18 protein-coding genes are annotated in these 26,130 nt (G+C 66.8%); 6 read left to right on the forward strand and 12 right to left on the reverse strand.

Annotated elements, in window-relative coordinates; translation table 11 throughout:
- Nucleotides 1–160: 160 nt before the first annotated feature.
- Nucleotides 161–1,279: a LacI family DNA-binding transcriptional regulator gene (locus tag B0920_RS06450; RefSeq protein ID WP_078031720.1), complete on the reverse strand. Its 1,119-nt coding sequence runs from the start codon at nt 1,277–1,279 to the stop codon at nt 161–163.
- A 351-nt stretch (nt 1,280–1,630) separates the two neighbouring features.
- On the opposite strand from B0920_RS06450, the gene B0920_RS06455 reads away from it, so the two are divergent.
- Nucleotides 1,631–4,447, forward strand: coding sequence for a winged helix-turn-helix domain-containing protein (locus B0920_RS06455; protein ID WP_078031721.1), 2,817 nt, complete (start codon nt 1,631–1,633; stop codon nt 4,445–4,447).
- Nucleotides 4,448–4,499: 52 nt separating this feature from the next.
- Nucleotides 4,500–6,470, forward strand: a complete 1,971-nt coding sequence (locus B0920_RS06460; protein WP_078031722.1) for a U32 family peptidase — start codon at nt 4,500–4,502, stop codon at nt 6,468–6,470.
- 139 nt (nt 6,471–6,609) lie between these two features.
- Here B0920_RS06460 and B0920_RS06465 read toward each other — a convergent pair whose 3' ends face one another.
- Nucleotides 6,610–7,317, reverse strand: a complete 708-nt coding sequence (locus B0920_RS06465; RefSeq protein WP_078031723.1) for a CPBP family intramembrane glutamic endopeptidase — start codon at nt 7,315–7,317, stop codon at nt 6,610–6,612.
- A 330-nt stretch (nt 7,318–7,647) separates the two neighbouring features.
- Between B0920_RS06465 and B0920_RS06470 the strand changes: the two genes are divergently transcribed.
- Together B0920_RS06470 and B0920_RS06475 are read left to right on the forward strand one after the other, a co-directional pair.
- A complete protein-coding gene (locus tag B0920_RS06470; RefSeq protein WP_078031724.1) occupies nt 7,648–8,385 on the forward strand; it encodes an SDR family oxidoreductase in 738 nt (245 codons plus the stop codon).
- 129 nt (nt 8,386–8,514) lie between these two features.
- Complete coding sequence (locus tag B0920_RS06475) at nt 8,515–8,937, forward strand: DoxX family protein (RefSeq protein WP_078031725.1); 423 nt, start codon at nt 8,515–8,517, stop codon at nt 8,935–8,937.
- A 61-nt stretch (nt 8,938–8,998) separates the two neighbouring features.
- On the opposite strand, the gene B0920_RS06480 is transcribed toward B0920_RS06475, so the two are convergent.
- The 3 genes from B0920_RS06480 to B0920_RS06490 form a co-directional block, all read right to left on the reverse strand.
- Nucleotides 8,999–9,697, reverse strand: a complete 699-nt coding sequence (locus B0920_RS06480; RefSeq protein ID WP_078031726.1) for a glutathione S-transferase N-terminal domain-containing protein — start codon at nt 9,695–9,697, stop codon at nt 8,999–9,001.
- A gap of 91 nt (nt 9,698–9,788) precedes the next feature.
- Nucleotides 9,789–10,388, reverse strand: coding sequence for an NAD(P)H:quinone oxidoreductase (gene wrbA, locus B0920_RS06485; protein WP_078031727.1), 600 nt, complete (start codon nt 10,386–10,388; stop codon nt 9,789–9,791).
- A gap of 252 nt (nt 10,389–10,640) precedes the next feature.
- A complete protein-coding gene (locus tag B0920_RS06490; protein WP_078031728.1) occupies nt 10,641–11,537 on the reverse strand; it encodes a LysR family transcriptional regulator in 897 nt (298 codons plus the stop codon).
- 99 nt (nt 11,538–11,636) lie between these two features.
- Here B0920_RS06490 and B0920_RS06495 point away from each other — a divergent pair, with 99 nt between their 5' ends.
- Both B0920_RS06495 and B0920_RS06500 read left to right on the forward strand, forming a co-directional pair.
- On the forward strand, nt 11,637–12,506 hold the full coding sequence (locus tag B0920_RS06495) for an SDR family oxidoreductase (RefSeq protein WP_078033316.1): 870 nt from the start codon (nt 11,637–11,639) through the stop codon (nt 12,504–12,506).
- Between the two features lie 31 nt (nt 12,507–12,537).
- Nucleotides 12,538–13,011, forward strand: a complete 474-nt coding sequence (locus tag B0920_RS06500) for an AtaL-like protein (RefSeq protein WP_078031729.1) — start codon at nt 12,538–12,540, stop codon at nt 13,009–13,011.
- A 72-nt stretch (nt 13,012–13,083) separates the two neighbouring features.
- Here B0920_RS06500 and B0920_RS06505 read toward each other — a convergent pair whose 3' ends face one another.
- The 7 genes from B0920_RS06505 to B0920_RS06535 all read right to left on the reverse strand — a co-directional run bounded on the left by B0920_RS06505 (nt 13,084) and on the right by B0920_RS06535 (nt 26,130).
- On the reverse strand, nt 13,084–18,717 hold the full coding sequence (locus tag B0920_RS06505) for a DUF4214 domain-containing protein (protein ID WP_078031730.1): 5,634 nt from the start codon (nt 18,715–18,717) through the stop codon (nt 13,084–13,086).
- A 175-nt stretch (nt 18,718–18,892) separates the two neighbouring features.
- Nucleotides 18,893–22,279, reverse strand: coding sequence for a calcium-binding protein (locus B0920_RS25500; protein WP_179119105.1), 3,387 nt, complete (start codon nt 22,277–22,279; stop codon nt 18,893–18,895).
- A gap of 185 nt (nt 22,280–22,464) precedes the next feature.
- The gene (lpxO, locus tag B0920_RS06515) at nt 22,465–23,364 is read right to left on the reverse strand and encodes a lipid A hydroxylase LpxO (RefSeq protein WP_078031731.1); all 900 of its coding nucleotides are present in this window, start codon (nt 23,362–23,364) and stop codon (nt 22,465–22,467) included.
- Nucleotides 23,365–23,541: 177 nt separating this feature from the next.
- Nucleotides 23,542–23,769: a DUF6139 family protein gene (locus tag B0920_RS06520; protein WP_078031732.1), complete on the reverse strand. Its 228-nt coding sequence runs from the start codon at nt 23,767–23,769 to the stop codon at nt 23,542–23,544.
- Nucleotides 23,770–23,879: 110 nt separating this feature from the next.
- Nucleotides 23,880–24,080: a hypothetical protein gene (locus B0920_RS06525; protein WP_078031733.1), complete on the reverse strand. Its 201-nt coding sequence runs from the start codon at nt 24,078–24,080 to the stop codon at nt 23,880–23,882.
- A gap of 349 nt (nt 24,081–24,429) precedes the next feature.
- Nucleotides 24,430–25,344, reverse strand: coding sequence for a methyltransferase domain-containing protein (locus tag B0920_RS06530; protein ID WP_078031734.1), 915 nt, complete (start codon nt 25,342–25,344; stop codon nt 24,430–24,432).
- Nucleotides 25,345–25,461: 117 nt separating this feature from the next.
- Nucleotides 25,462–26,130: an ankyrin repeat domain-containing protein gene (locus B0920_RS06535; protein WP_078031735.1), complete on the reverse strand. Its 669-nt coding sequence runs from the start codon at nt 26,128–26,130 to the stop codon at nt 25,462–25,464.

The following is a 26,130-nucleotide window of genomic DNA, read 5'->3' on the forward strand; positions in this document are numbered from 1 at the left end:
CAACCATTTCAGTCTAAACGGCTCACGCGAGGCTTGTCAATCGATTATTTGGAGCTCGGAACAGGAAGCCTGCGGGACGCCCGCGCGGGCGGGCGAAGCGGCGCGCGCACCGCCTTTCCCGGCGGGCGCGGGGTGGCGCTCAGCGGGCGCAATGCGCCGCTCAGCCGGCGCGGCTGCGCGTGCCCGCCGTCACTGGCAGGCGCGCGGGCGGGCGGATGCGCGGGGCGGCGTCGGACTGGCGGCGCACCAGCTCAGAATCCATGGTGATCTGCTCCGGATCGGCCGGCTCGCCGTCGCGCATCGCGCGCACGCGCCGCACCAGCGACTGCACCGCCTCGCGCGCCATGCCCGCGATCGGCTGGCGAACGGTGGTGAGCTCGGGCCAGATGGTGGTCGCCAGGGCGGTGTCGTCGAAGCCGGTGACGGTGAGGTCGCCCGGCACGTCCAGGCCCAGGCGGTGCGCCACGGCGACCGTGGCGGCAGCCATGTCGTCGTTGCTGGCGAAGATGGCGGTCGGGCGCTCGGGCAGCGAGAGCAGCAGCTCGGCCGCGTCCAGGCCCGAACGGTAGGTGAACATGCCCTGCACCACCAGTTCCTCGGCGGCGTCCGCACCCTTCTCGGCAATCGCGGCCCGATAGCCCTCCAGGCGGCGCGCGCTGGCGGTCTGGTTCGGGTGGCCGACGATGAAGCCGATGCGCTGGTGCCCCAGGCTAATCAGGTGGCGCGTCATGCGGTAGGCGGCGTCGTAGTCGTCGATGCTGACCGCGCCCACGCGCGCATCGGGCAGGCCGCAGGCGACCACCACGGCCGGGACGCCGGCCTCGGTGATACAGCGCAGCACGGCTTCGCTGTCGCACAGCGGCGGCGGCAGGATGATGCCGTCCAGTCCGTTCTCGATCAGGCGCCGGGTCTGCTCGGCCTCCTGGGTGCCGGCCTCGCACTTCTCGACGAAGAGCTGGACGTTGTTCAGGCCCGACTGGGTCAGCAGGCCGACCAGGAACTCGCTCAGGTAGGCGGCGCTGGGATTGCTGTACAGGAAGCCGACGCGGATCGGCTTGGAGCCGGCCAGGTTGCGGGCTTCCTGGTTGGGGGTGTAATTCAGCGCGGCGACCGCCTCGGCCACCTTGCGCCGGGTACTCTCGCGCACCAGGCCCTTGCCGTTCATGACGCGCGACACCGTCATCGCGGAAACCCCGGCGAGCCTGGCGACGTCGACCATCGTCGGTTTGCCGCTGCGGTCCACCGGTTCGCGAAGGGCCTCTTGTTTGGCTTTCGTCATGTCTGGTTTATCCCTGGATATCTTGAGTCTCGCCATATGTTATCACATTTGCAGTAATGCAAGCCGCCCCCGGCCCTCGCCGCCGCCAGCCCGGAAGATCGCTGCACGACGCGTTTTCCGGCCATCCCGATTGCGCTAACATCGCGGGCCTTCCAAGACGTATGCATGTCAAATTAATCGCATGAATATGCAATCTTCGTGAAAGAAATGTATTGCATAATGGGTGCAGACGCTCTTATTAACGTTGCGGCAAGCCGACACTGTCTTTACGCTTGCGCTAAGATGTTGCATGTTCATCACATATAGAACAACAGCCGCCACCGATCTGGCGGCACCCTGGACCCAAGCCGTATGACCAGCGACCCGACCACCACGTTCACGTTCGGTCCTTACGCCCTGCAACCGGTGCGCCGGCTGCTGCTGCGCGACGGCGAGCCGGTCCAGATCGGCAGTCGCGCCTTCGACGTGCTCACCCTGCTGCTGGAGCGGGCGGGCGACGTCGTCTCGAAAGAAGAACTGCTGGCGCGCGCCTGGCCGCGCACCTTCGTCGAGGAATCCAACCTGAGGGTGCACATCAGCGTGCTGCGCAAGGTCTTGCGCGAGACGCTCGACGGCGTGCGCTACATCGACAACGTCGCCGGTCGCGGCTACAGCTTCGTCGGCCTCGTCTCCGCCCTGGGGCCTGCCCCGGGCCCGTTGCGGCGCGGTGCGCCGCTTGCGCCGCCGCAGCGCCTGGCTGCGCGCCTGGTCGGACGCGGCGACGAACTCGACGCCCTGGGCACGGCCCTGTCCGTGGCGCCGCTCCTGACCCTGGTCGGTCCGGGCGGGGTCGGCAAGACGGCGCTGGCGCTGGCCGCCGCGCGCCGCTATGCGCCCGACTTCCCGGACGGCGTCTTCCTGGCCGAACTCGGCGCCATCCGCGACCCGTCCCAGGCACGCGAGGTGCTGGCCGCCGCCGTCGAGCTGCCGGCCGAGGCCAGGCTTGAGGCCATCTGCGACCACCTGCGCGCACGCCGCGCGCTGGTGATCCTCGACAGCTGCGAGCACCTGGGCGATGCGCCGGCGCGCCTGGCCGCCGCCCTGCTGGCCGGCGCCCCCGGCGTGAACCTGCTCGCCACCAGCCGCGAAGCCCTCGGCCTGCCCGAGGAACGCGTGCATGCCCTGGCCCCGCTCGCCCTGCCGCTGGAAGGCAGTTCGCTGGAGGGCGTGGCGCTGGAGAGCTATGGCGCCCTGGCGCTGTTCGCCCAGTGCGCCGCCGGCGCCCTCGCCCCCGGCCAGCCCGGTCCGGCCGAGCTGGCGCTGATCGCCCGCATCTGCCGCCGGCTCGACGGCCTGCCGCTCGCCATCGAACTGGCGGCGGCGCGCGTGCCCATGCTGGGCCTGCACGGGGTGGACGCCAGCCTGGGCGACTCGCTCGACCTGCTCTCGCGCAGCCGTCCCGGCGGCGAGCCGCGCCACCAGTCGCTGCGCGACGTGTTGGACTGGAGCTATGCGCTGCTGAGCCCGGGCGAGCAGCGCATGCTGCGCTGCCTCTCGGTCTACCGCGCCAGCTTCACCATCGACTGCGCGCGCGCCGTGTGCGCGGCCGCGCCCGAGCCTTTCGAGCCGGCCGCGCTCTACAACCTGGCGGCGCGCTCGCTGCTGGTGTGCGAATACGACGGCGCCGAGGTGCGCTACCGGATGCTGGAGACCACGCGCGTCTATGCCGCCAGCCGGCTGGCCCAGGCGGGCGAACACGACGCGGTGCTGCGCGCCTACGCGCTGCGCTGCATCGGCTTGATGGCGGTCGCCAACGGCGAACGCGAGGGCCTGGAGGCCGCGCGCTGGCAGGCGCGTTACGGCGTGCGCCTGGACGACCTGCGCGCCGCCCTCGACTGGTGCTTCGGCCCGACGGGCGACACGCCGCTGGGCGTGCAACTGGCGGCAGCCGGCACCTTGCTGTGGAACGAACTTTCGCTGCTGGAAGAGCTGCGCGCCCAGGTACTGCGCGCCCTGCCCCACGCGCGCGAACCCCAGGCCGAGATGCTGCTCCAGACCAGCCTGGGAGGCGCTCTGGTCCACCTCGGCTATCCGCCCGAGCGCGCGGTCGCGGCCTTCTCGCGCGCCTACGAACTGGCGCGCAGCCACGGCGACAGCGCCCAGCTCACCAGGACCTATGCCGGACTGTGCTTCAACCACATCATCCAGGGCCAGTATCCGCAGGCGATGGCGCTGAGCCACGCCTTCGCTCCCTACCGCAACAAGGCGCGCGACCGCATCGCCGAGGACATCCACGACCGCGTGATGGCCGCCACCCTGCACTTCCAGGGCGAGCAGCGCCAGGCGCGCTTCCATGCCGAGCGCATCTACCGGTTGCCGCGCAGCACCCAGCGCGGCGCCGGCGGCAGCTCGGTCCAGTACGACGGCAAGGCGGCTTCGAGCGCCATCCTGGCGCGGGTGCGCTGGCTCACCGGACATGCCGAGGAAGCCGCCGCGCTCGCGCTCGAATCCGTGGAGCGCGCCCAGGAGATCGAGCATCCGGCCTCGCTCTGCCTGTCGCTGGCGCTCACCGCCTGTCCGGTCGCGTTCTGGAACGGCGACCAGCAGTCGGCGGCCTACTTCTCCAATTTGCTCTGTGAGCGCTCACAGGCGCATGGACTGCAGCAGTGGCAGTCCTGGGCCGAGCAGTTCCGCGCGCTGGCCTCCGGCACCTACCCGCAAGGGGCGCCGCCGCTCATGCCCGGGCCGCAGGCGGAGACCATGCATACCATCCTGCCGGGGCTGGCCGGGCCGGCGGATTTCGCCCGCGTCGGCCAGGGCCTGGCCGGCTGGTGCGCCGCCGAGCTGACCCGACAGAAGGCGGTCTGGATGCGCACCGCCGGCCGTCCGGCCGCCCAGGCCGAGGCCGAGCTGATGCGCGCAGCCTGCTTCGCCGAGAGCCAGGGCGCGCTGGCCTGGCTGCTGCGCATCGCCATCACCCGGGCCCAGTGGGCCCAGGGCACGCCGCGCCTCGGGCAGGCGCTGCAGCAGCTCTACGCCACCCTGCGCCGCTTCCCGCCGGGCTTCCCGGCACGCGGCCAGCGCGAGGCCCAGGCCCTGCTCGACGCCGCCGGGTCACCCACGTTCCCATTCCACCCAGCAAGCCACGCCGGCGGGCGCGGACGGGGCGCCGAAACCACAAGCCGCTGACGTGCGGGCGCGATCTGGCTATAATTCCGGCCTTCGCCCACAGGATCGTCCCATGTCCCTCCTCGACCACCAGCTCGAACTGCTCGCGCCCGCCAAGACCGCCGAGATCGGCCGCGAAGCCATTCTTCATGGCGCCGACGCCGTCTACATCGGTGGCCCGGCCTTCGGCGCCCGCCACAATGCCAGCAATCCGATCGAGGACATCACCGCGCTGGTCGAGTTCGCGCACCGCTACCGGGCGCGCATCTTCGTGACCATGAACACCATCATGCACGACGCGGAGCTGGAGCTGGCGCGCAAGCAGATCTGGCAGCTGTACGAGGCCGGCGTCGATGCGCTCATCATCCAGGACATGGGCCTGCTCGAAATCGACCTGCCGCCGATCCAGCTGCACGCCAGCACCCAGTGCGACATCCGCACCGTGGAGAAGGCGAAGTTCCTGGGCGACGTCGGCTTTTCGCAGCTGGTGCTGGCGCGCGAGCTCACCATCGAGCAGATCCGCAAGATCCGCGCCGAGGTCGACACCCCGCTCGAATACTTCATCCACGGCGCGCTGTGCGTGGCCTTCTCGGGCCAGTGCTACATCTCGCACGCCGACACCGGCCGCAGCGCCAACCGCGGCGACTGCTCCCAGGCCTGCCGCCTGCCCTACACCCTGAGCGACGGCCAGGGCCGCGTGGTGGCCTACGAAAAACACCTGCTGTCGATGAAGGACAACGACCAGAGCGCCAACCTGGAAGCCCTGGTCGATGCCGGCATCCGCTCCTTCAAGATCGAAGGGCGTTACAAGGACATGGGCTATGTGAAGAACATCACGGCCCATTACCGCCTGCTGCTGGACGAGATCCTGGAGCGCCGCGGCGAATTCGCGCGCGCCTCGAGCGGGACCACCCGCGTGCTGTTCAGCCCCGACGTGGACAAGAACTTCCACCGCGGCCACACCGACTATTTTGCCCAGGGCCGCCAGCAGACCATCGGCGCCTTCGACTCGCCCAAGTACGTGGGCGTGGAACTGGGCAGCGTGACCCGCATCGGCGGCGACCACTTCGACCTGCTGACCCAGGCCCCGATGGCCAATGGCGACGGCCTGAACTACATGCACAAGCGCGACACGGTCGGGATCCAGGCCAACCGCGCCGAGAAGCTGGGCGAGGACGAGGAAGGCCAGCGCTGGCGCGTGTACCCGAACGAGACCCTGTCCACCCTGCCGGGACTGAAGGTCGGCACCGTGGTGTCGCGCAACCGCGATCACCAGTGGGAGGCGGCGCTCAACAAGAAATCGTCCGAACGCAAGCTGCGCCTGGACCTCGCCCTGAGCGAAGTCGCGGGCGGGCTGCGCCTGTCGCTGGTGGACGAGGACGGGATCGCCAGCGCCCTTGATGCCGCGGTCGCGCTGAAGCCGGCCCAGCAGGCGGCCCAGGCCGAGGCCGGGCTGCGCGCCAGCCTGGGCAAGCTGGGCAACACCATGTTCGAGGCGGGCGAGATCACCCTGGACCTGAGCCAGCCCTGGTTCGTGCCCTCGGCCGCCATCAACGGGCTGCGCCGCGACGCCATCGCCGCCCACGAAGCCGCGCGCCTGGCGGCCTGGGAGCGTCCGCCGCGCAAGGCCCCGCGCGAGCCTCGCGCGGTCTATCCCGAAACCCAGCTCAGCTACCTGGCGAACGTCTACAACGAGAAGGCGCGCGCCTTCTACCACAAGCATGGCGTGCAGCTGATCGATGCGGCCTACGAGGCCCACGAAGAGCCGGGCGAAGTCTCGCTGATGATCACCAAGCATTGCCTGCGCTTCTCCTTCAACCTGTGCCCGAAGCAGGCCAAGGGTGTCCAGGGCGTGCAGGGCCAGGTGCGGGCCGAGCCCATGACCCTGGTCAGCGGCGGCGAGAAGTACACGCTCCGCTTCGACTGCAAGCCTTGCGAGATGCACGTGGTGGGCGCGATGAAGCCGGGCATCCTGAATTCGCCGCCGCCCTCGGCGGTGCCCTACAGCCCGCTGGTATTCCACAAGCAGCGGCCACGGGCTTGAGTTCTTTCGGGGCGCCTGGCATCGCTGATCGCCGAGGTTGAAAAACCGCGGTCCCATATGCGCCCCGGGTCCCGGCTTGCCGGCTTGATGCCTGGCTCGTGGCTAAGCTCATCCATATCCAGGGCACGGCGCCGTCAAACTACTTGCGTACCACGGAGTCGGCGACGGACGCCGCCTGCATCCGGCGGACGGCCGATACCATCGTCAGTGGCGCTGCCGCATGCAGCACGATCAGCCACCATAAACTGCCGGTAAAAGCATAGGCAATCGTAAAAGCGAATGCCGCAATGACGGATCCGAGCAATTGGCGGGTATTCGTAAAGCCATGTGCGACGCCGTATGAGACTGACGCCAGTATGACTCCCGTTGGCAGACCGAGGAGCGGCGTCAGGATGAGCAGCAGATAACCCCGGTATAAAATTTCCCAAGTCGCGGTGGCGATGCTCATGCATAGCACATACACCAGGGTTTCGAGTCGTGTCGCGGGCATGCGAAAAGGCAGCGAATCCAGCATAGCCTTTTGTTTGGCCAGATCCTCGGGAGAGGTTTTTCGCTCGAAATACATCTCTCCCAAACGCAGGCAAGCCAGGAGAACGAAGGCGAACAGCAAATCCCATCGTCCAGGCTGTGATAGCGGCAGGTCGAGCCCGATCTCTCGTAGCGAGTGGTCGCTCAGCAAGGACACCAGCCACAATACGACCAGCAAGCCGAGGGAAAACCTCGCCTGCCTCCAGTAATCGTGCAACGCGCCCTTGGAAGCTGTTGCCGGCTTCTGGCGAATACTCGTCCACACGCTGTAGGCGGGCAAGACGACAAGCAAGTAGACGGTAAAGAGATAGTCGTGCATGCCGATGAATGAATGACTGACGCAGTCATCGATTGCGACAGTAAATGGTCCCAGGCGCCAAGATAATGGACGAGTGAGCGCAGCTTAACACCGTCCATGCGCCGATATGCCAGCTTCCGGGTATTGCATGCGGCAGGCATCAAAACGCTCATTTCGTCTCTCGCCGAATACGACCGATGAGCCAGACACCACGCCACCAGGAATCCGGCGATGGCGGAGACTTCAACTTCTGGAGAATTGTGCAATGCGCGCCGATTATCCGGCATGTTCAGCCGCCGCGCCGGGTTTCATACTTGCTCCCACTTTTCAACCAAACATAGGGAGCAAGACATGGTCGTCAGCAATTCCAAAGTCGTTCTCATCACCGGCGCCAGCAGCGGCATCGGCGAAGCCACCGCCCGTCACCTGGCGGCCCAGGGCATGCGCGTGATCCTGGGCGCGCGCCGCACCGATCGCCTGGTCGCCCTCGCCAACGAGATCCGCGCCGCCGGCGGCGTGGCCGAAGTCGCCCAGCTCGACGTGACCGACCTCGACAGCATGCGCCGCTTCGTCGACTTCGCCGTCGACCTGCACGGCCGCGTCGACGTCCTCATCAACAACGCGGGCGTCATGCCGCTCTCGAAGCTCGAGGCCCTCAAGGTCGACGAGTGGAACCAAATGCTCGACGTCAACGTACGCGGCGTCCTGCACGGGATCGCCAGCGTGCTGCCCCTGATGCAGGCGCGGCGCAGCGGCCAGATCATCAACATCGCCTCGATCGGCGCCTACACCGTCAGCCCGACGGCCGCAGTCTACTGCGCCACCAAGTTCGCGGTGGCCGCCATCACCGAAGGCCTGCGCCAGGAAGTCGGCGGCGACATCCGCGTGACCCTGGTCTCGCCGGGCGTGGTCGAGTCGGAACTGGCGGACTCGATCTCGGACGAGCTCGCCCGCGACACCATGCGCGAGTTCCGCCGCATCGCGATCAAGCCCGAGGCCATTGCGCGCGCCATCCAGTTCGCCATCGACCAGCCGGCCGACGTCGACGTGAGCGAGATGATCGTGCGCCCGACCGCCAGCCCGTTCTGAGTCATCCATCGGCTTCGCAGATGGCTGGTATCGAAAGATATCGGCTTCTGCGATGCTCGGCCCAGGCCTAAGATGCTTTCCATCGTTCGGCACCCGGCGAACAGCTCACACACAAGGAAAGGAAAGATCATGAACGCGACCACCACCCAAACTGCCCAGGCCACCCTCTCGGTCATCGCCCGCATCCTGCTGGCCAGCATCTTCGTCGTCAGCGGCATCGGCAAGCTGTTCGCACCGGAAGCCACCATCGGCTACATCGCATCGACCGGCCTGCCCTTCGCCGGCGCCGGCCTGGCCCTCGCCATCGCGGTCGAGCTCGGCGGTGGCCTGCTGCTGGCCCTGGGCGTCAAGACCCGCATCGTCGCCCTGGCCCTGGCCGCGTTCTCGGTCGTGACCGCGCTCGTGTTCCACAACGCGCTCGGCGACCAGAACCAGATGATCCACTTCCTGAAGAACATTGCGATGGCCGGTGGCCTGCTGCAGGTGGCGGCCTTCGGGGCCGGCGCCTACAGCGTGGACCGCAAGGTGCTGCGCCCGGCTGCCGCCCGCTGAAGCCGCACGCCGGCCGCCTCGACGCCAGTCCCGTGCGGACTGGCGTCCTGCTTTACTGCGCTCAGGAAGGAATCGTCAGTCCGCGCTGCACGGCGGGCCTGGCGCGGAAGCGCTCCAGCGCCTCGGTGACGCGCGGGAAATCCTTGATGCCGACCAGCTCGCCCGCGTCGTAGAAGCCGAGCAGGTTGTTCACCCAGGGGAAGGTAGCGATGTCGGCGATGCCGTAGTCCTCGCCTGCAATCCAGGCGTGTTTCGCCAGTTGCCCCTCCAGCACACCCAGCAGGCGGCGCGACTCGGCCACGTAGCGGTCGCGCGGGCGCTTGTCCTCGTAGTCCTTGCCGGCGAACTTGTGGAAGAAGCCGAGCTGGCCGAACATCGGGCCGACCCCGCCCATCTGGAACATCAGCCACTGGATCACGCCATAGCGCGCCGCCGGGTCCTCGGGCAGGAAACGGCCGCTCTTCTCGGCCAGGTAGAGCAGGATGGCGCCCGATTCGAACAACGCCAGGGGCTTGCCGCCCGGGCCCTCGGGGTCGAGGATGGCGGGGATCTTGTTGTTCGGGTTGAGCGACAGGAAGGCCGGCGAGAGCTGGTCGTTGTTCGCGAAGTCGACCCGGTGCGCTTCGTAGGGAAGCCCGGTCTCCTCCAGCATGATGGCGGCCTTGACGCCGTTAGGCGTGGGCAGCGAGTAGAGCTGGATGCGGTCGGGATGGCGCGCAGGCCATTTTTCGGTGATGGGGAAAGCGGATAGATCGGTCATGGTATCGTGCGCTCGCTCGGAATATTGAGAGAGCGACAATACCAAACTTCGCGGGCGCCTGCCGGAGACGCCCGCGTTTTCCTGGTCCCGCTCAGCCGAACAGCTTGGCCGCGGTGCGGGCGATCAGTTCACCCTGGTGGCGCGCGCCGCCCAGTTCGAGTTCGCTCGGCTGGCGCTGGCCCTGGCCGCCCGCGATGGTCGTGGCGCCGTAGGGGCTGCCGCCGGTGATCTCGTCCAGCGTCATCTGGCCCTGGTAGCTGTAGGGCAGGCCGACGATGGTCATGCCGAAGTGCAGCAGGTTGGTGATGATCGAGAACAGGGTCGCTTCCTGGCCGCCGTGCTGGGTCGCGGTCGAGGTGAAGGCGCCGCCGACCTTGCCGTTCAGGGCGCCGCGCGCCCACAGGCCGCCGGTCTGGTCGAGGAAGGCCGCCATCTGCGAGGGCATGCGGCCGTAGCGGGTGGGCGCGCCGACGATGATCGCGTCGTAGTTTTCGAGCTCGGCGACGGTGGCGACCGGGGGGTCCTGCTGCAGCTTGAAGTGGGCGCCCTTGGCGACTTCCTCAGGAACCGTTTCGGGCACCCGTTTGACGTCGACCGTGGCCCCGGCCGCACGCGCGCCCTCGGCGACCGCCTTGGCCATGGTTTCGATGTGCCCGTAGCTCGAGTAATACAGTACCAGTACTTTTGCCATTGTCTTGCCTCCAGTTGATTGATGAGTGATGCGGTGCGCGACCATAGCATAAGGCTAATGTCTGCAGGATGGCGGCAGTTTAGCGAGATTTAACATCGGCGGCCGCACCCGCTCTGGCGCGCCGGCGCGCGCGGGCCCGGCGCACCGCCACCGGGGGCAAGCCCAGGTCCCTCCTTGGGAAGAAGCCCGTTCGCCGGCCCCGGGCAGCCCCCTGTCGGTCGCGATCAGCCGGTCGCGATCAGTCGGGCGCCGTCAATCGGCCGCCATCAAGGCGGCGAGTTCGTCCGGCGTCCCCTTGGGAAAGGCTTGCTTGAGGTAGGCCAGGAAGGCGGAGACCCGCGGGCTCAGCAGACGGCGCGAGGGGTACAGGACCCACACGGCGATCTCCGGGCCGTCGAGCTCGCCCCAGCTGAGCAGCTTGCCGGCCTCGAGGTCGCGGGCCACCAGCGACACCGGCAGGCGCGCGGCGCCGACCCCGAGGCGCGCGGCATCGCGCACCATGTAGAGCGAGGACAGCCGCAGCACCGGGTCCACCGAGATGCTGGCCGGCCCCTGCTCCGTCTTCACCGCCCACGTCCGCTCGCGGGCGCCCGCCTCGCGCACGATGGCGGGCGCGGGCCGGCCCTGCTCGGGGACCGGCAGCGCCGGATGGGCCACCACCAGCAGGCGGTCGTAGAGGACGATGCGTCCCACCAGGGTTTCGTCCGGATCCGGGTTGACCCGGATCGCCAGGTCATAGCCCTCCTCCACCATGTCCACCGGCCGGTCCTCGGTGGTCACCTCCAGCCGCACCTCGGGATAGGCGAGCGCGAAACCAGCGGCCAGCTTCCCCATCGCCATCTGCGAGAACAGCAGCGGCGCGCTGATGCGCAGGCGGCCGCGCGGCCGGTCGTTGCCGGAGGCGATGTCGCCGGCGGTCTGGTCGATCTCGGTGAGCAGCACGCTGGTGCGCTCGTAGAGCGCCCGGCCTTCCTCCGTGAGCTTGAGCAGGCGCGCGCCGCGCTCGATCAGGCGCACGCCCAGGCTGGCTTCGAGTTCGGTCACCCGGCGCGAGAGCGTCGCCTTGGGTCGGCCGCTGGCACGCGCCGCGCGACCGAATCCGCCGTGGCGGGCAACCAGGTTGAAATCGGCAAGGTCGAGCAAGTCCATGTGTTCCACCATTGAGACGAGGTGTCCCATTCTAAGGGCTATCGGTCCGCCTGTGGAATACCTACCATGGACTCACTCAACCACTTCAAGGAGCACAACATGACCATCCTCGTCACTGGCGCCACCGGCACCGTCGGCCGCCATCTGGTCCAGCAACTCGCCGCCCGCGGCGCCAAGGTCCGCGCCCTCGTGCGCGATCCCGCCAAGGCGGACTTCCCGGCCGGCGTGGAGCTGGCGCAGGGCGACCTGCTCGACCCGAGCTCGCTGCGTCCGGCCTTCGACGGCGTTTCCTCGCTCTTCCTGCTCAATGCCGTCGCCGCCGACGAGTTCACCCAGGCGCTGATCGCGCTGAACCTGGCCAAGGCGGCCGGCGTGAAACGTGTCGTCTACCTCTCGGTGATCCATAGCGACCTGTACGCCAACGTGCCCCATTTCGCCGGCAAGCTGGGCGTCGAACGCGCGATCGAACAGCTGGGCTTTTCCGGCACGATCTTGCGGCCGACCTATTTCATGGACAACGATGTGATGGTCAAGGACGTGGTTCTGGGCCACGGCGTGTACCCGATGCCGCTCGGATCGAAAGGCATCGCCATGATCGACAGCCGCGACATCGCCGAGATCGCCGCCCGGGAACTGCTGCGCCACGAGGCGAGCGACGCGCCCCTGGGCCTGGAGCGCATCAACCTGGTAGGCCCGGATACCCTGACCGGCAGCGCCGTAGCCGCCCTCTGGACCGAGGTGCTCGACCGGCCGGTCGCCTACGTCGGCGACGACACCGCCGGCTTCGAGGCGAACCTGCGCCATTTCATGCCCGAATGGATGGCCTACGACATGCGCCTGATGGGCGAACGCTTCCTGAGCGATGGCATGGTCCCGAACGAGGGCGACGTCGCCCGCCTGACCACCCTGCTGGGCCGTCCGCTGCGCAGCTACCGCGACTTCGCCGCCGGCCTCGCCGCGGCAGCCTGAACCATTCACTCAACCGACAAGGAGCCTCATCATGATCTATTCGACCGCCACCGTCCCCGTCAATCCCGAAGGCCAGCCGGCGCTGACACGCGCCCAGGTGTGGAAGGGCCTGGTGCTGAAGGCGCGCGACGCCCGCCAGTTCCTGCCGCCCGGCCTGTGCACCCGCTGTGAAGTGGTGGAAGACAGCGCCACCCACATCGTGCGCGAAGCCACCATCGCCGGCGCCGAACTGCGCGAAATCATCGGTTTCGAGCCCGAGCGCAAGGTGTCCTTCTTCCAGGCCAGCGGCCCGCGCGAAGGGGTGATCGTCAACGAGCTGTTCGAGGACGACACGGGCGCACTGCAGCTGCGCTTCTACTGCTACCTGGGCTTGCGCGACAAGGCGCCGGGCGGCCCGGAAGAGCGGGCCGAACAGGAATGGATGGACAGCGACAAGGGCTACCGCTCGGCCCTGCTGTCGACCCTGCAGCGCACCCGCGAGCTGGTTGCCCAGGGCAAGCTGTAAGCCAGGCCGGCGGCACCGGTCCCGTCCGTCACCGGGCGGGACCGGGAGGCTGCCGGCGCAGCCATGACGTCCTCAGGACGCGAAGGCGTAGTCCGCCAGCGCCGTGGCCGGCGTGCCGACCAGCTCGGCGATCAGGGTGAGCTCGCTTGCGGAAACTTCCTTGTCCTTCCCGCTCGAGGTGAACAGGTAGACCGCACTGTCGACGCCGTTGTCGACCACGAACAAGACCTTGGCCCCTGCGATATAGTCCGCCGTGGCCGAGCCGATGGTGCTGGCCGCCGCCGCCTCGGTGATATCGCCGGCGATATTGGTGCTGAAGATCACCAGTTCCGCCTTGTCGCTGAATCCGCCGGCCGAGGTACGCACCAGGCCGCCCTCGACCACCGCATCGCCGTCGCCGATCTTGAAGGCGGACTGGGAAATACGCAGCTTGTCCTGCAGGGTGGTGAAATCGCCCACGGTGTCGTAGCCCTCCGCGCTGTCGAGGACGACGATGTCCTTGCCGGCCCCCGTCAACACTTCGTCAGCGCCCGCGCCGCCATTCAGGATATCGTTGCCCAGGCCGCCGGACAGGATGTCGTCGCCGCCTGCGCCCAGCAGGGTATTGGCGCCGCCATTGCCGGTCAGGTGATTGGCCAGGGCGTTGCCGGTCAGGTTCACGGCCAGCGTGGCAGCCGCGGTCACGCTCGCGTTCTCTACGTTTGCCGCCAGGACGTAGCTGCCATTCGCCGTGAACGCGACCTCGACGAGGTCGAGGCCTTCGTCGACCTCTTCCTTCACGATATCGGCCGCGATGCTGACGACATAGGTGTCGTCGCCTCTACCGCCGGTCATGGTGTCCACGCCGCCGCCGCCGTCGAGGACGTCGTCACCGTCGGTGCCGTTGAGCACGTCGTTGGTCGCGGTGCCCCGGTCGGCAAGCAATTGCTCGATGGTTTTCTCGGCATCCATGAAGACGATGTTTTCGACGTTGCGCAGGGTGACCTGCTCGCCGGTCTTCTTGTTCGCCAGCACCAGGTCGGTCGCATTCGGACGCGACCGGGTGTAGTCGGCCAGCTTGCCCTCCAGGTAGAGGGTGTCCTGGTCGGCGCCGCCGTCGACGATGTCGACGCCCGTGCCGGCGTACAGTTCGTCCTTGCCCGCCCCACCCAGCAGGGTGTCGTTGCCGGCGCCGCCGAGCAGGCGGTCGTCGTCGAGGCCGCCGTCGAGGCTGTCGTTACCGTCGCCACCGTACAGGTAGTCCTCGCCGGCGCCGCCAATCAGCTTGTCGGCGCCGACGTTACCGAGAATCACGTTATTACCGGCGTTGCCGGTGCCGGTAAAGCCCTTGTTGCCGGTGTAGGTCAGGTTCTCGACGAAATCGGAGAGCTTGTAGCTCACGGCGCTGGTCTTGACCAGGTCGGTGCCGCCATCCTGGGTCTCGGTAACGAGGTCGGCAGTGATGTCCGCCACGTAGACGTCGTCGCCCGCGCCGCCGATCATGGTGTCCTTGCCCGCACCACCGTCGAGCAGGTCGTCGCCTGCGCCCGCGTTCAGGATGTTGGCGCCTGCGCCGCCCTTGAGCTCATTGTCGAGCGCGTTGCCGGTCACGTTGATGGCGCCGGAGGCATTCACGATGGCGTTCTCGACGTGCTCTCCCAGCACGTAGTTTGCCGCGCCCTTGAAGCCGAGCACGACGGTATCGATGCCTGCGCCCTCTTCTTCGATCACGCTGTCGGAGACGACGTCGAGGAAGTAGCGGTCGTCGCCTTCGCCGCCCTCCATGGTGTCGCTGCCCAGGCCGCCGTCGATCTCGTCGTCGTCGTCGGTACCAACGAGGGTGTCGTTGCCGATGCTGGCCAGATTCTCGTTGACCTGGTCGATGCTCCAGGTGTCGGTGCCGTTGGTGACCGACTCGATGTTGCGCAGCGTGATGCGTACGCCGCGCTCGGCATTGGTCAGCACGGTGTCGGTGGCGGAGATACGTACCCGCACATACTCGTCCAGGGAACCTTCGATATAGGCCGTATCCTGGCCGGCGCCGCCGTCCAGCACATTCTCGCCGCTGCCGCCGTCCAGGTAGTCGTCGCCGTCGCCGCCCAGCAGGGTATCGTTGCCGCCCTCGCCGAACAGGGTATCGTCGCCCGCCAGGCCGCTCAGCTTGTCACTGCCGCCGGCGCCCGCGATCAGGTTGTCGCCACCGTTGCCGGTCCCGGCGAACGCGCCCTTGCCGTCGTAGAGGAGGTTCTCGACCTCGGCGGCGAGCGTGATGCTGGCGAGCGTCGTGATCACCGTGTCCCGACCCTCGTCCTTCGATTCGCGCACCACATCGCCTGCATTGTCGACGACGAAGAAATCGTCGCCGGTGCCGCCGCTCAAGGTGTCTTTCCCGGCGCCGCCATCGATGAAGTCGTTTCCGGCGCCGCCATTGATGACGTTCGTCGCCCCGTTGCCGACCAGGTTGTTGTTCAGCTCATTGCCTTCCAGGTTGACGGCGATCGATGCGGCCGAGGTCACGATGGCGCGTTCGACGTTATCCGCCAGGGTGAAAGTGCCTTTCACCGTGTAGGCGACCCGCACCTCGTCGGTGCCGGCGTCGGCATCCTCGATGATCGTATCTCCCGGGCCGCTGACGACGTAGCGGTCGTGGCCGAGGCCGCCGCTCATCGTGTCGTTGCCCAGCCCGCCGTCGAGGAGATCGGCCTCATCGCTGCCCGTCAGCTCGTCGTCGAAGGGGGTGGCGATATTATCGTGCAGCTCGGCGAGCGTGAGGTCGGCGTCGATAAAAACGACCCTTTCCACGTTGCGCAGGGTTATCGTCGCACCACTGACCTTGTGGACGAGCACCGTATCCGTCCCGTTCGGGCGCGAGCGGGTGTACTCGCCCAGGGTGCCGTTCATGATGACCACGTCGTTGCCGGCGCCGCCATCGATCAGGTCGTTGCCGCTGTCAAAACGGATCACGTCCGCGCCTTCCCCGCCCGACACGGTGTCGTTGCCGGCGCCGGTCCAGATCTGGTCGTCGCCATCCCCGCCGTTCAGCTTGTCGTTGCCATCGCCGCCGACCATCTGGTCGCCGTCGGCGCCGCCGTCCAGCACGTCGTCGCCGGCGTCGCCCCACAGCTTGTCGGCGCCCGCGCCGCCAAGCACGTTGTCGTTGCCATCGCCACCGACCAGCTGATCAGCGCCATTGCCGCCGTCCAGGCTGTCGGCGCCGGCCGAGCCCCAGAGCCAGTCGTTGTCGTCGCCGCCGGACAGCTTGTCGTTGCCGTCGCCGCCGTTCATGATGTCTGCGCCCGCGCCGCCGTCCAGGCTGTCCTCACCCGCGCCGCCCTCCATCTCGTCATCGCCTTCGCCGCCGAACAGCTTGTCGCTGCCGTCGCCGCCGTGCAGCCGGTCGGCGCCGCTGCCGCCATCGAGGGTGTCGCTGCCCGCCAAGCCATGCATCGTGTCGCCGCCGGCGGCGCCGCTGAGCTTGTCATCGCCCGTTCCCCCGACGAGGAAATTGTCCAGTTCGTTGCCCGTACCGGTGAAATTGCCCTTTCCGCCGAAGTAGAGTCCTTCGACATTGGCGCCGAGCGTGTAGCTGTTCACCGTCGCGGTGACCCTGTCCTGGCCCTGGTCGGCCAGTTCGGTGATCACGTCGGCGACATTGTCGACGGTGTAGTAATCGTCGCCCACGCCACCGACCAGGGTGTCCTTGCCGCCGCGGCCATCGAGGAAGTCGTTGCCCTCGCCGCCGATCAGGGTATTGGCGCCGTCGTTACCGGTGAGGACATTGCTCGTCGCGTTGCCGGTAATGTTGACGGGGGCCGTCCCGCTCGCCGCAGTGCCCTTCTCGACGTTCGCGGGCAGCACGAAGGTCCCGCCATTGGCCAGGCTGACCAGGGCCGTATCGATGCCCTCGTGGGCCTTCTCGACGATCTGGTCACCGGCATGGTTGATCACATAGATGTCGTCGCCGATGCCGCCGGCCAGGGTGTCGGCGCCGGCGCTGCCGGCGTGCGTCTGGATGGCCTGCAGCGGATAGCTGTCGAAGCTCTCTTCAAACCCGCGCTCGTCGACATAGGAAAAGCTCACCGTGATGGTGGCGCCGGCGTAGGCGGCCTGGACCACATATTTGCTCGAGGTGGCGCCGGGGATTGCCACCCCGTTCGCCTTCCACTGGTAACTCAGGGGGCCGACGCCGTCCTCGTCCTCGATCGGATCGATGAACTTGAGCTCCAGGGTATTCCCGACGGCCACCTCGCCGACGATCTGGTAGGAGAATTGCGGCCAATGGTTGGGGGCGAGCTCGGTCAGGCCGTAAACGGCTTCCGCTGCTTCCGCCAGGGCCGCGTCGCGCGAGGCAAGGTCGGTCACGCCTGCGATGAATCCGCGGCCGAGGGCGTAGGCATCGTAGCCGGCGTAGATCATCTTCAGGTAATTGTCGTCGAGCGAACCGCTGAAGGCCTCGGCAGCCCAGACCTTGTTGTCCAGCACGGCCCGATCCTCGCCCTGCGCCCCCTTGGCCACTTCGCGGATCACGGAGCCGATGTCCATCGTTCCGTCCTTCAAAGTGCCCGCCCAGTACGCCAAGCCTTCCGGTTCGGGAGGACGGCCGAACAGGGTCTGGAACACCTGTTCGACCTTCTGCTCGGCGGTCTTCCCGGAATAGAGCCTGGCGAATTCGGTCGAGGCAAGCACTGCGGTACGCAAGGACTGGATCCCAGTCCCCTGCTGCGCTTCGACGATGGCGGTCCAGCGCTCGAGGGCCTCAGCGTCGGCGGGGCGGCCGAGATATTCGACATAAACCTGCTCCACGGCCTTGGCCGCAGGGCTCATGCGCACCGGATTGGTCGGCTGGGTGCCAGCGGTCCCGACTTCACCCCGCAGGTCGGCAAAGGCAGCCGTGACCCAGAGGCTCTTTCCAGCGAACTCCTCGGTAATCTCGAGCGTCGCGCTGGTCGAACTTTGCACCAGCCGGTAGCCGGAGTACCACAGGTAGACGATGGCGCCCAGCCCGTCGCCGTCCTGCAGGTTATGGGTTGCGGTAACGGTAGCGCCGACAGCGAGTTCGCCTTCGATGGACACCGTCCCAGTAAAGTGAAGGTTCTCGGGGAGGGCCGCGATGTCGGCCATCACCTCCGGCAGCGCCGCAATCGCGGCGTCGAGCGAGGCGCTGGTCGCCACCGCGGCGACGAAGTCGATCGCTGCCCCGGCGTCGATCTGCTCATCGTGTTCGAACGCTTCGGCCGCCGCCTCGGCAAACGCCTGGGCGGCGGAGACCTTGTTTTCGTATGCGAGCTTGTCGGCTCCTTGTGCGCCTTCAGCCAGCACGCGCATCAGGCCACCTGCGGTGATGGTGTGCTTGTCGAGCTGTTCTTTCCAAAAAGCCTGGCCCGCCGCGTCCGGGTCGCGGTTGAACAGGCGCGCGTAGGCGCTTGCGACGATCTGGGAATTGCTCTGACCCGCAAGCCGGGCATGGAATTCCGGCATCGATTCACCGAAAATGAAGTGCGCGGACTCGGTATCGCCGTGGACGATGAATTCTTCGATCTGGCCCGTCCAATAGGCAGCCTCATCGGGGAAGGCGGGACGTCCGAAATAGGTGACGAAGAGTTCCTGTATCACCCGGCCCACGTCGGGGGCTGCTTCCAGACTGGCGCTGGAGGCGATGCTGCCGGCACTGATGAGGTTCTGGGAAAAGGTGGAAGATTCTTGTACTACGTCGGCGCGACTCGGCATGCGGGGCTCTTTGCGTAATGTTAGGAAAAAAGGCTCGCCTACTGTTGCAAATTGGCAAGCGAACCTGATACTAACATTTACCTTAGAAGATCATCAATTTCTTTGACGCAATTAGTGTGGCGCCGATGGCAATCTCTCAAAAAACCACCGGATTCACACCCCGTACCAGTAAAAATCAGCCGAAAGCGAAGTCGCCGACGGCGACCGAGGGCGTCCCCAGCAGCTCCACGACCATCTGCAGCTCGTCCGCCGCGACCAGGCTGTCGGCGCCGTTCGAGGTGAACAGGAACACCGCGCTGTCCTTGCCGTCACCGACCACGAACAAGGTTTGCGCGCCGGCGGTGTAGGCGGACTGCGCGCTGCCGATTGCCGTCGCCACGGTTTCCGCCGTCAATTCACCGCTGAGCTTGGTGGTCAGGATCACCAGTTCGGCACTCGCCGCGAATCCGCCCGGGCCGGTGCGCAGCACCGCCCCTTCGACCACGGCGTCGCCGTCGCCGATCCGGAAGGCGTCCTGCAGAACCCGCAGCTTGTCCGTACGGGTGACGAAGTCCGTCACCGTGTCGACGCCGATCGCGCTGTCGAGCACGAACACGTCCTTGCCGGCGCCGCCCGTCAAGCGGTCGGCCCCGTCCCCGCCGGCGATCATGTTGGCGCCGGCGTGGCCGATCAGCCGGTTGTCGAGCGCGTTGCCGCTCACGTCCACCGCGATGCCAGCCGCCGCGACCACCACCGCCTCCTCGAGGTGCTCGGCAAGGGTGAAGGCGCCTTTCGCAGTAAAGGCAAGCGCGACGGTGTCCCTGCCCTCGCCCTCCCGCTCCACCACCTTGTCGTTCCCCACATTGATGACATAGCGATCGTCGCCGAGGCCGCCTCGCAACGTATCGGCTCCGGCGCCACCGTCGAGCAGGTCGTCGCCATCCGTGCCGTCCAGCTCGTCGTTGCCGGCGGTGGCCAGGTTGTCCTGGAGCTCGGCCAGCGTGATTTCGCCTTCCGAGGTCACGAACTGCTCCACGTTGCGCACGCTGATCTGGATGCCGAGCACCTTGTTGACCAGTACCGTTTCCTCGAGCGAAGGCCGGCTGCGGACGTAATCGCCGAACTCGCCGGCCAGCATGAGAGTGTCCTGGCCGGCACCACCGTCGACCTTGCTCGCTCCCTTGCCGACGACCAGCTTGTCGTCACCATTGCCGCCCTCCAGCACATCGTTGCCGCCATGGCCGTCCAAAAAGTCGCCACCGTCCGCGCCACTCAGCTTGTCCGCGCCGGCGCCGCCGACGATGACGTTGGCCTGGGCGTTGCCGGTTCCGACGAAGCCCTTGGCGCCGGTGTAGTGCAGGGATTCGAGGTGATCGCCGAGCTTGTAGCTGCCCAGGTTCGTCCGCACCAGGTCGGCGCCTTCGCCGGCTGCCTCGACCACCACGTCGCTGGCGAGGTCGACCACGTAGGTGTCGTCGCCGGTGCCGCCGACCAGCTTGTCCTTGCCGGCGCCGCCGTCGAGAATGTCGTTACCGGCTCCGCCTTGCAGCAGGTTGGCGGCGGCATTGCCCACCAGGGTATTGTCCAGGCCGTTACCGAACAGGTTCACGGCGATCTTGGCTGAGGCGGTCACGCTTGCATGCTCGACGTGATCGGCGAGCGTATAGCTGCCGGCGACGCGGAAGGCGACCTCGACCCGATCGGTCCCGCCATCCGCGAGCTCGGTGACGAGGTCGCCCGCCACGTCGACGACGTAACGGTCATTCCCGAGGCCCCCAAGCATGGCGTCGGCCCCGAGGCCGCCGTCGAGCAGGTCCGCGCCGTCCGTACCCACCAGGACATCGTCGCCGGCACTGGGGAGTGACAGCTGCACCTCGGCCAGGCTCCTGCTCCCATCGGCGAACACCACATGTTCGACATTGCGAAGGGTAATCGCATCCTTGGTCAGCTTATGCACCAGCAAGGTATCGGTGGCATTTGGCCGGCTGCGCTCGTAGTCGCCGAAGGCCCCGGACAGGTACGCGCTGTCCTCGCCCGCGCCTCCGTCGAGCAGGTCGGCGCCGCCTCCGGCATGCAAGGCATCGTCGCCCGTACCACCCAACAGACTGTCGTTGCCGCCAGCCCCGTACAGGGTGTCGTCGTCGGCGCCCCCATCGAGTTTGTCGCTGCCCTTGCCGCCGCGCAGGACGTCCTTGCCTGCATTGCCGGCGAGCCTGGCGCCGCCGTCGCCCCCGGCGATCTCATTCGCGCCCGCGTTGCCGTTCCCGGTGAAGGACTGGCTGCCGGTGTAGCGCAGGTTTTCCAGGTTGCTCCCCAGCGTATAGCTGGTCAGCGCGGTGTCGATCCGGTCGACGCCGCCGTCGACGCCTTCGACCACGAGGTCGGCGGCATCGACGATGTAGACGTCGTCGCCGGCGCCGCCGACCAGCGTGTCCTTGCCGCCCTTCCCGTCGAGGGCATCGTTGCCGGCCCCGCCGGTCAGGGTATTGGCGCCGGCATTGCCGGTCAGGCGGTTGTCCTGCGCGTTGCCGACCAGGTTGACGGCCAGCGTCCCGGCCGAGACGACAGTGGCGTTCTCGACGTGCGGCGACAGCGTATAGGTTCCGGCCGCGGTGAAGGCCACATCGACCTGGTCCGTGCCCTGGTTCTCCTTCTCGACAATGAGGTCGCCGGCGCGGTTGACGCGGTACAGGTCGTCGCCTTCTCCGCCGAGGAAGAAGTCCTCGCCGGGGGTGCCGTCGAAGCGGTCATTCCCGGATTTCACGGTCTCGCTGACGTGCACCGTGGTGAAGCCGCGCGCGTCGGTGATCGTAACGCGCAGCGCGATGTCCATGCCGGCCAGCAGGCTGCTGATCTCCAGCGTGTCCTCATAGGCCCAGGGAATCGGCGCGCCATTGGCAAGCCAGCGCACTTCCTGGAAGGAGACCCCGTCCGGGTCCGTGCTGCGGTAAGTGGCGTGCAGGGTGGCGCCCAGCGTCGGCGTCCCCGCGATGCTCATCTGCACTTGTGCGGGGCGATCCGGCGGTAATTGGAGCAATTCCTCCATGGTGGCGTCGAGCGTCCCCAGCGCCAGTTCCAGCGAGCCTGGGCCCTTGATTCCAGTCAGGAATTCAGTACCGAGGCGCAAGCCGGCGTAGCCCGCATACGCCTTCATCTCGGCCGGGGTATCGAGCGCGCCGACGAAGGCTTCGGCAGCCGCGATCTTACTGGCAAGCACAGTCGCATCGTCGCCAGCGGCGCCGTCGCTCAGCTCGCGGACCACATTGCCCAGGCCCATGAGCGGATCCGCATTCAAGCGTGCGATCCAGCCTGCCACCGTTTCCGCGTCCGGCGTGCGCTCGAACAAGGTCTGATAGATCCGGTCGATATTGTCCGGGTTAGTACGGTCGAAATACGGATACGGGAATTCGCGCGACACCGAAAGTTCGTAGCGCAGCATGCCGATCGAAAGCTCCTCGCCATACTCCTCGAAGATGCCCAACCAGCGGCTCAAGTTGGATGCGTCGACTGGACGTCCGAGATATTCAACGTAGGTTTTGACGATGGTCTGGAAGGGGGATTCCTGTTGCGCGCTCGCTTGCATGGACGACTCGGTGGGAGTGGAAGGAAAGCGCGGCCGCGCGCTCATGAATATTGCATATGTAGCAATAGAGCGCGTATCTTAGCATTGATAGCGGGAAACGAATAGCCAGCGGCAGGCGCCGCTGCAACAGGGGAAATGCGGGAATTCCCCTCGTCAGGCCGCGCCTGTAGGCGCGGCTACCGGGCTCAGACCCAGACGACGAAGGCGACCAGGGCCATGATCAGGGCGACCTTGGTGAGGTTGTAGGCGGTTTTGTTCCAGGCCTTGTAGCGGCGGCGGTACTGGCCGGCGTAATACGAGATACGGAACAGCTTGCTCACCAGGCCGACCTGGTCGCCGGTCTCGTTGGGAGAGGCGGCGGCGGTCATCATGGTGCGACCGAGCCAGCGGTTGACCGACTGCATCCAGCGGTAGCGCATCGGACGCTCGACGTCGCAGAACAGGATGATGCGGTCGCTCTCGCTGCCGTTGATCGCCCAGTGGATATAGGTTTCGTCGAAGACCACGCCCTGGCCGTCGCGCCAGCTGTGGCGCTCGCCATCCACCTCGATGAAGCAGCGGTCGTCGTTCGGCGTGGCCAGGCCCAGGTGGTAGCGCATCGAGCCGGCGAACGGATCGCGGTGCGGGTTCAGCTTGCCGCCCGGCGGCAACTCGGCGAACATCGCCGCCTTGACCGAGGGAATGGACTGCAGCAGCGCATAGGTCTGCGGGCAGAGGCGCTCGGCCGAGGGGTGGCTGGCGTCGTACCACTTCAGGTAGAAGCGCTTCCAGCCATTCTTGAAGAAGGAATTGAAGCCGGCGTCGTCGTTCTTTTCGGCCGCCTTGATCTTCTTGAGGGCGAGCAGGTTTTCGGCTTCGGCGCGGATCACCTGCCAGTTCTCCTGCAGGCGGGCCAGTTCGGGGAATTCGCTCACGGGGATGAAGGGCTTGGCCGGCACCCGCGAGAACTTGTGCATGAAGATGTTAATCGGCGCCATGAACGACGAATGATCGAACAACTGGCGGCGAAACGGCAGGCGCACGCGCCCGCGAAAATGGATGTGCAGGATCGACAACAGATAGAAACCCACGACAACCCACTTCATTACGTCCTCCATCTCAGCCGATTCGACGGCTGGCTTGCTTGATCAAGGACGCAGGATACCATAACGGCCGTGCAGCGGTGGGGGCTGGGCCGACATCGACGGCAACGTGAAGCGCCGGATACACACTCCGGCGCGCGCCACCGGCCCGGTTGCCTCGGGCCGGCCGCCGGCTGCAGCTTAGTGCAGCACGGAGGTCATTGCATAGCCTTTTTCGGCGATCTGACCGCTGAGGTTATTGATGTCGAAATCCGGCAATTCGCTGGCATCGTCCTCGACTTCGACGGCCCTGGCCTCGATCTGCCAATCCGTATTGGTGGCCTCTTCAGGAATGTTCTTCGCTTCGGGTACAGCCAAATACGAGTATTTGCCGTCGCTTTCTGGTCTGCGGTAAATATCCAGGCGCATAGTCTTTTCCTCTAGTCAAAAACCCGCTTTCCGGATGAAAGCGGGCAGTTCCACAGTAGAAGATCCGGATGCTGTCGTCTGTTAATTAGACCACACTCAACCGAGCGCCCTCATCTGCCTGGAGAGTGACCCAGGACCCGGGCCGGCAGCATGACGATAGCGCGCAGCAACTCGAACACGGCCTCGACGCCGACGCCGAGCAGGCGGAAAGGCAGCAGCAGGAGCCAGACCAGCGGGTAGAGGACCAGGGCCAGCAGGGCGATCGGCCAGCACAGGAAGAGCAGCAGCAGCCACACCAGGAAACTCAGCATTGTTCGCTCCAATTCGTCAGAGGGCATGGCCACTCTATGCACGCTGGGGCGCGGGCTCAAACTGCTTGCGACGGATGGTGGAAAAGGCGGGGTGAGTGGTGGAAATAGGCGGGTGGGCGGGGGACGCTCAGGGCCTGTCGGCAAACCTAGGTGTCCGCCTACGTGGGAAGTCGTTCCCTGCACTGCTGCAAAGTCGGTCCCGGCAGCGCCGGTAAGTCGTTCCCAACAGTGCTGCATAGTCGGTCCCGGCAGTGCCGGGACCAACGATATTGGGCAAGGGGTAAGAGTCGAGCATTCAAACCGTCGTTCCCGCGCAGGCGGGAACCCAAGTTCGCCCCCTACCCGCAACTCAAGCGTAAGCCGCCACCCTCGCCTCCACTTCGCGATTCACCACCTGCGTCTGGATCGACGCCTGCAGCGAGGGAATCGACCCGCCTGCGCGATACTGGAAGGCCACCCGCAGCAGGTCGCCCGCCTGCACCTGCAGCGGCTGGGCCAGCGGCAGGGTCATGTAATGGTTCAGCCAGTCGATCGTGGTCGACTGCTCCTGCACCACCGCCAGCACGTTCTTGGTGATGAAGCGCATCGCATTGAGCGTGCCGCTCTTCTCGATCACCATCGAGCCTTCGTAGGCGATCTGGGTGTCGACCGGCTGCTGGAAGTCCATGATGCTGTACACCGCCGGCTGCCCCAGCTCGAGCGTGCCCGGATACACGACGCCGGTTTCCTGGAACTGGACGATCGGGGCGTAGAAGCCCTCGAAGTCGTATTCCTGCTGGATGGGCTGGGCCGCCATGATGACGGCTTCCGGCATGAACAGCGGCAGCGGGCCGCCGAAGCGCGCCAGATAGCGGCGCTTGAAGGATTCGATGACTTCGACCTGCTTTTCACGCAGCATGCCCACGTGGATCATCTCGCAGATCACCACATCCACCGGCTCCGGCGGCAGGTAATCGAAGGCGTCCGCATGGACCACCTCGACCTTGTGGCCGTTGGGATTGATCGCCAGGAACTTGCGCGCCTCGCGCACCATGTCCGGGTTGTACTCGACGCAGTAGACCTTGCTGGCCTGCTGGGCCGCGAAGAAAGACAGCACCCCGGTGCCACCGCCCAGTTCCAGCACCTTGGCGCCGGGGAAGACGGAGTAATGGATGGCGGATTTGAAGCTGTGCATCCGGTTCTGGTCCATCAGCATATTGTGATGGTAGTGGACCGGGATAAACTGCCCCAGGTAGCAGCTTTCGATTTCGCGTTCGTTCAGCATGATTGTCCTTGTCGTACGGAGGTGTACCGTAGCGCCATTATGGACAAGCAGGCATCGCGGGAAAACGCGGAGCTGCGGGGTGTTTACCGTCTAGTTCCGTGGTGAAACTTCAGGGCCTCAAGGCTTGAAGCCGGAAATGGCGCCCGCGAGCTCGCTGCGCCCTGCCCGCTCGGCGATCTGGGCGGCGGTCAAGCCTTCGCCATTCTTCAGGCCGGCCTTGGCGCCGCGCCGCAGCAGGAGCAGGGCCGTCGCCTCCTGCCCTTCGCGGGCAGCCATCATCAGCGGCGTATAGGCGCCGCTCGCGCGCGGCGAGGGTGTGTCCAGCCGGGCGCCGCGCTCGATCAGCAGTTGCGCGATCTCCGCGTCGCCGGCGGCGGCGGCGTAGTGCAGCGGCGTCCAGCCGGCGCGGTTGACGGCCGCGCCCTTGGCCAGCAGCGCCTGCACGGCTTGCTTGTTGCGCTTGAAGGCCGCCATCATCAGCGCCGTGTTGCCATTGGCCGCCTGGGCATTCAGGTCGGTGCCCGGGTGGGCCAGCAACACTTCCAATACCCGCATCGAGCCCTCGCGCGCAGCCAGCACCAGGGCCGGCTCGCCACCCACCGGATTGATCTCGTTGGCGTTCACCACCGCGCCCACCATCTGGGCCACCGTGCGCTGGTCGTCGACCTGCACCGCGCGGAAGAAGGCCGCCACCTGGGCCGGCGTCGGCGCTTCCACGCCCCGGGCCAGCGGCAGCACGCCGGCGAACAGCCCGGCAAGGACGAACACGCGGCGGGTCGTGGGCAT

Origin of the sequence: Massilia sp. KIM, from assembly GCF_002007115.1 — a bacterium.
In the GTDB taxonomy this organism is placed as follows: Bacteria; Pseudomonadota; Gammaproteobacteria; order Burkholderiales; family Burkholderiaceae_D; genus Telluria.

What these genes read in the sequence shown, in the direction of transcription:
- B0920_RS06450 (WP_078031720.1), bottom strand. Translation starts at nt 1,279, where the DNA reads ATGACGAAAGCCAAACAAGAGGCCCTTCGCGAACCGGTGGACCGCAGC.
- B0920_RS06455 (WP_078031721.1), top strand. Translation starts at nt 1,631, where the DNA reads ATGACCAGCGACCCGACCACCACGTTCACGTTCGGTCCTTACGCCCTG.
- B0920_RS06460 (WP_078031722.1), top strand. Translation starts at nt 4,500, where the DNA reads ATGTCCCTCCTCGACCACCAGCTCGAACTGCTCGCGCCCGCCAAGACC.
- B0920_RS06465 (WP_078031723.1), bottom strand. Translation starts at nt 7,317, where the DNA reads ATGCACGACTATCTCTTTACCGTCTACTTGCTTGTCGTCTTGCCCGCC.
- B0920_RS06470 (WP_078031724.1), top strand. Translation starts at nt 7,648, where the DNA reads ATGGTCGTCAGCAATTCCAAAGTCGTTCTCATCACCGGCGCCAGCAGC.
- B0920_RS06475 (WP_078031725.1), top strand. Translation starts at nt 8,515, where the DNA reads ATGAACGCGACCACCACCCAAACTGCCCAGGCCACCCTCTCGGTCATC.
- B0920_RS06480 (WP_078031726.1), bottom strand. Translation starts at nt 9,697, where the DNA reads ATGACCGATCTATCCGCTTTCCCCATCACCGAAAAATGGCCTGCGCGC.
- wrbA (WP_078031727.1), bottom strand. Translation starts at nt 10,388, where the DNA reads ATGGCAAAAGTACTGGTACTGTATTACTCGAGCTACGGGCACATCGAA.
- B0920_RS06490 (WP_078031728.1), bottom strand. Translation starts at nt 11,537, where the DNA reads ATGGACTTGCTCGACCTTGCCGATTTCAACCTGGTTGCCCGCCACGGC.
- B0920_RS06495 (WP_078033316.1), top strand. Translation starts at nt 11,637, where the DNA reads ATGACCATCCTCGTCACTGGCGCCACCGGCACCGTCGGCCGCCATCTG.
- B0920_RS06500 (WP_078031729.1), top strand. Translation starts at nt 12,538, where the DNA reads ATGATCTATTCGACCGCCACCGTCCCCGTCAATCCCGAAGGCCAGCCG.
- B0920_RS06505 (WP_078031730.1), bottom strand. Translation starts at nt 18,717, where the DNA reads ATGCCGAGTCGCGCCGACGTAGTACAAGAATCTTCCACCTTTTCCCAG.
- B0920_RS25500 (WP_179119105.1), bottom strand. Translation starts at nt 22,279, where the DNA reads ATGCAAGCGAGCGCGCAACAGGAATCCCCCTTCCAGACCATCGTCAAA.
- lpxO (WP_078031731.1), bottom strand. Translation starts at nt 23,364, where the DNA reads ATGAAGTGGGTTGTCGTGGGTTTCTATCTGTTGTCGATCCTGCACATC.
- B0920_RS06520 (WP_078031732.1), bottom strand. Translation starts at nt 23,769, where the DNA reads ATGCGCCTGGATATTTACCGCAGACCAGAAAGCGACGGCAAATACTCG.
- B0920_RS06525 (WP_078031733.1), bottom strand. Translation starts at nt 24,080, where the DNA reads ATGCTGAGTTTCCTGGTGTGGCTGCTGCTGCTCTTCCTGTGCTGGCCG.
- B0920_RS06530 (WP_078031734.1), bottom strand. Translation starts at nt 25,344, where the DNA reads ATGCTGAACGAACGCGAAATCGAAAGCTGCTACCTGGGGCAGTTTATC.
- B0920_RS06535 (WP_078031735.1), bottom strand. Translation starts at nt 26,130, where the DNA reads ATGCCCACGACCCGCCGCGTGTTCGTCCTTGCCGGGCTGTTCGCCGGC.